This window comes from Bellilinea sp. (assembly GCF_034432615.1).
GTDB lineage: Bacteria > Chloroflexota > Anaerolineae > Anaerolineales > Anaerolineaceae > Bellilinea.
The window spans coordinates 1-3,063 of sequence record NZ_DAOUBL010000123.1 but is presented as its reverse complement, the minus strand read 5'-3'; the positions used below and the strand labels follow the sequence as shown (position 1 = coordinate 3,063).

The following is a 3,063-nucleotide window of genomic DNA, read 5'->3' as shown; positions in this document are numbered from 1 at the left end:
CGGTCAGCGCGCGGGTATTGAAGATCAACCCGGCCTGTCAGCTGTACCTGCGGCTGGGTTTTGTCATCGTCGGCGAAACCGACACCCATTACTGGATGCGCCGCGAAGGCGCGCCGCGCACCTTTCTGCCGGAACGCTGGGAAACCGAATCCTGCTTCCTGCATCTGGCAGATGAGCGCTTTCTGGAACAATTGACCCTGATTTTGAGCGAAAATCAGGAAATTTTACGCGAGATGGGGCAGTTACTACCGCCGCACGAGCAGGCGTTGCAGGCACTGCGTCACAGTGTGCTGCCGCCCGGCGGGGTGGCATGGCGCGAATCGCTTTACCTGATTCGCGATCTGGAAAGCCGCGATACGATTGGTTTTCTGGCGGTTTACTTTGGCTACCCTGCCCCGGATACCATGTACATTGGCAGCCTGTACCTGCGTCCGGTCTTTCAGGGGCGGGGTTTTGGGCGTGAAATTGTCCGCCATCTGGAAGCCCACGCCAAACAGATTGGTTTCCGCGAAGCGCGCATCAAGGTAGGTTTGAAAAACTGGCGCGCCCTGCGCTTCTGGACATCCTGCGGATACAGCCGCATCACCCGCATCCGCGGCGGAGAAAACGGTGAAAACAAACCGGCTGCGGTTGAGCTGCAAAAGCCGCTCAACGGCGAAACGCGGAACGAGATAAAGCCCTAATCCAACCGCTGGTTGCACTGACTGCGAAAGCCGCAGCCGGCGCAGCGCGCCGGCGAATCGTGTGAACGAGGTTGTTCCCGGCCGCCGGCAGCATGAATCTCCTCAATCAGCGCCAGCAGTTCCGCCTCGGCCTGCGGCGTGTAATCCACGGCAAAGGTGCGGTTGCGGTAGCGTAAAATGCCGTAGGGCGGGCGCACCCCCAGCGAGCGTTCCACCAGCCGGCAGTAGGCCATCAACTGAAAGACATGCCCGGGGTGGGGTTCGGGCGGCGCCCACCCGCTCTTGACTTCCACCGGGATGACAGCGCCGCCGTCTTTGACGAGGTAATCCGGTTTGCCGGTCAGCAGGGTGTCGGGGTCGAAAAGCGGGCGTTCCGGTTCACCGATGATGTTCGGGTCGCTGTACAGCACCCGCCCGGGCGGCAAACCGCTGCGCCGCTGCTGGCGCGCCCCCAGCCACAGCAGCGCCAGGCCGCCCAGCACAAAAACCAGCGCAGCCCACCACACCCACATACTTAATTCAACACCGTCAGGGTCAGCCCCACAGCAACCGCTATCAGCGCGGCTGCCAGCAGCGCCCAGCCCAGCAAACGCAGCAAACGGGCGGCCAGCACCGTGCGGGCATGCGCCTGATGGGTGAAAGTACCCTCCAGCATGGCCGATTCGTTTTCGGAGACCAGCCCCTGCCGCTGGTACCACCAGGCTCGTTTACAATACAGAAACGCGCCGATTTCGGAAGCGCGCAGTACACTGCGTTTCATGGATGCGGATCGTTCGGCAAGCGGTTCGAGGCACGCTCCAGCGCCTTTTGAAGGCGCTCCTCACGCAGGCTGAGGGTCAAATCGGCGCGGGTGCGTTCGACAATCCCGCGTACCAGATCGGTCTGGCGGCGCAGCCCGCCGGTGAGCGCATCCGGGTAATCTACCGTGACCAGCAGATTGTAGATTTCATCCATCCAGCCCAGCAGCCGCTCGGCTTCCTCCGAATAGCCCTGCCGTAAAATATCCAGACAGCGCCGACGCAATTCCCCGGTCACCTCTGCCATGCCGTTCAGATAGGTGTTGTATTCCACACCCAGCGTTTCCGGTGAGGGCAGCGGGGCATCCTCGATGATACACAAGGTCAGACTGGCTTCGACATATTCTTTCAGGGCATCCTGCGTGTATCCCGCATAGAGCAAAAGCGGAAAGTCCGCCAGCAGACGCTGTAGCCCGGCAGCAATGTCTGCCGCTTCCTGCAAATTTTGGCGGGCGGTTTCCATTTCGCTGCGGTGAATGGCGCGAATGGTATTTGCGCACAGACGGGTCAACTGGCGCGCCTGAAGCAGCGCCTGCTCACGCGCCTGATTGAGCGTTTCGAAAGTCTGATGCACCCGGCTGTTGAGTTCGCTTAAATCGGGCATGGGGGTTACTCTCCCTGCGGGGGCGGGTTCGGATCGGTGGGATGAATGCGTCGAAAGAGATCGCCCGCCAAACCGGGATCACCCTGCGGTATTTGAATTTCGCCAAAACTGGCTTCGTAGCGCGCCAGATTTTCAGCAAAAGCGCGCAGAAATAACTTGGCGCCGACCGGCGACATGACAATGCGCGAGCGGATCAGGTTGCGCATCTGGGCGGGCAGCACCTGAACAAAATCCAGCACAAAATCGGTTGGTGTGTGGCTGATGCGCACCACATTGCTGTAAAAGGGAGCCAGGTCATCGGGCAGTTCCATCGGAATACCCGCCGGCGGACGATTGGGTGTGGTCATGGCTGCTGCCCCCTCTAGAAGGGGATGTCCTCGCCGGCATCCATTTCCGGCAGGTCTTCACCGCCCACTTCACCTTCCATCTCGCCGCGCGTAGAAAGGAAGCGCACTGTTGTTGCGGTAACATCATAGGAAGCGCCGCTGCTGCCATCGCTGCGCGTCCAGACCCGCGGCCCGCCTGAGTTGGGATCGGGGGTCAGCCGGCCTTCAATTAATACCTTACTGCCTTTGCGCAGATATTGATTGCACACTTCTGCCTGTTTTCCCCATACCGACACGCGGAACCAGATGGTTTCTTTGACTTTCTGTCCGTTTTGGTTGGTGTACTGGCGGTTGCTGGCCACGTTGAAACTGGTAACCGGCTGACCGGTGGGGGTATAGCGCATTTCCGGGTCGCGTCCCAGATTGCCAATTAAGATAATGGTATGGAACATGGTCTCTCCTGAGTGTAAATGGAAGAATTAGCGAGAGTGCTTAAATGTATTGTACACGAAAAGCGTTTTTCAAAAGGGATTGTGGGGCGGGCTATTCAGTGCAAGGGTCATTTCTTTTTTGCTAAGTTAACGTCAATTCGGGATAAATCATTTTTACATCAACTTTCGAATTTTCGTCCCCCTCCCGCCTCCCCCAAAATC

Annotated in this window: 7 protein-coding genes; 2 read left to right on the top strand and 5 right to left on the bottom strand. The window is 58.9% G+C overall.

Going from position 1 to position 3,063, the window contains the following annotated elements:
- A partial coding sequence (locus VAE48_RS05505) for a GNAT family N-acetyltransferase (RefSeq protein ID WP_322792318.1) occupies nucleotides 1–683 on the top strand: 683 nt, incomplete at its 5' end.
- On the opposite strand, the gene VAE48_RS05500 is transcribed toward VAE48_RS05505, so the two are convergent.
- Genes VAE48_RS05500 through VAE48_RS05480 form a run of 5 tightly spaced genes read right to left on the bottom strand, consistent with a single transcriptional unit; the run spans nucleotide 680 to nucleotide 2,862 of the window.
- Nucleotides 680–1,195, bottom strand: coding sequence for a CRISPR-associated protein Cas4 (locus tag VAE48_RS05500; protein ID WP_322792317.1), 516 nt, complete (start codon nucleotides 1,193–1,195; stop codon nucleotides 680–682). The two genes, VAE48_RS05505 and VAE48_RS05500, sit on opposite strands and share 4 nt — an antisense overlap.
- 2 nt (nucleotides 1,196–1,197) lie before the next feature.
- Nucleotides 1,198–1,443 (bottom strand): hypothetical protein, encoded by a 246-nt coding sequence (locus VAE48_RS05495; RefSeq protein WP_322792316.1) that lies wholly within the window; start codon nucleotides 1,441–1,443, stop codon nucleotides 1,198–1,200.
- Complete coding sequence (locus VAE48_RS05490) at nucleotides 1,440–2,084, bottom strand: haloacid dehalogenase (RefSeq protein ID WP_322792315.1); 645 nt, start codon at nucleotides 2,082–2,084, stop codon at nucleotides 1,440–1,442. The genes VAE48_RS05495 and VAE48_RS05490 overlap by 4 nt, the downstream gene beginning before the upstream one ends.
- 5 nt (nucleotides 2,085–2,089) lie before the next feature.
- The gene (locus tag VAE48_RS05485) at nucleotides 2,090–2,431 is read right to left on the bottom strand and encodes a DUF3467 domain-containing protein (RefSeq protein ID WP_322792314.1); all 342 of its coding nucleotides are present in this window, start codon (nucleotides 2,429–2,431) and stop codon (nucleotides 2,090–2,092) included.
- 14 nt (nucleotides 2,432–2,445) lie between these two features.
- On the bottom strand, nucleotides 2,446–2,862 hold the full coding sequence (locus tag VAE48_RS05480; RefSeq protein ID WP_322792313.1) for a single-stranded DNA-binding protein: 417 nt from the start codon (nucleotides 2,860–2,862) through the stop codon (nucleotides 2,446–2,448).
- Between the two features lie 18 nt (nucleotides 2,863–2,880).
- Between VAE48_RS05480 and VAE48_RS05475 the strand changes: the two genes are divergently transcribed.
- A partial coding sequence (locus VAE48_RS05475; RefSeq protein ID WP_322792312.1) for a hypothetical protein occupies nucleotides 2,881–3,063 on the top strand: 183 nt, incomplete at its 3' end.

Excerpts from the sequence above, each read along its gene's own strand:
- VAE48_RS05500 (WP_322792317.1), bottom strand. The coding sequence starts at position 1,195 with ATGTGGGTGTGGTGGGCTGCGCTGGTTTTTGTGCTGGGCGGCCTGGCG.
- VAE48_RS05495 (WP_322792316.1), bottom strand. The coding sequence starts at position 1,443 with ATGAAACGCAGTGTACTGCGCGCTTCCGAAATCGGCGCGTTTCTGTAT.
- VAE48_RS05490 (WP_322792315.1), bottom strand. The coding sequence starts at position 2,084 with ATGCCCGATTTAAGCGAACTCAACAGCCGGGTGCATCAGACTTTCGAA.
- VAE48_RS05485 (WP_322792314.1), bottom strand. The coding sequence starts at position 2,431 with ATGACCACACCCAATCGTCCGCCGGCGGGTATTCCGATGGAACTGCCC.
- VAE48_RS05480 (WP_322792313.1), bottom strand. The coding sequence starts at position 2,862 with ATGTTCCATACCATTATCTTAATTGGCAATCTGGGACGCGACCCGGAA.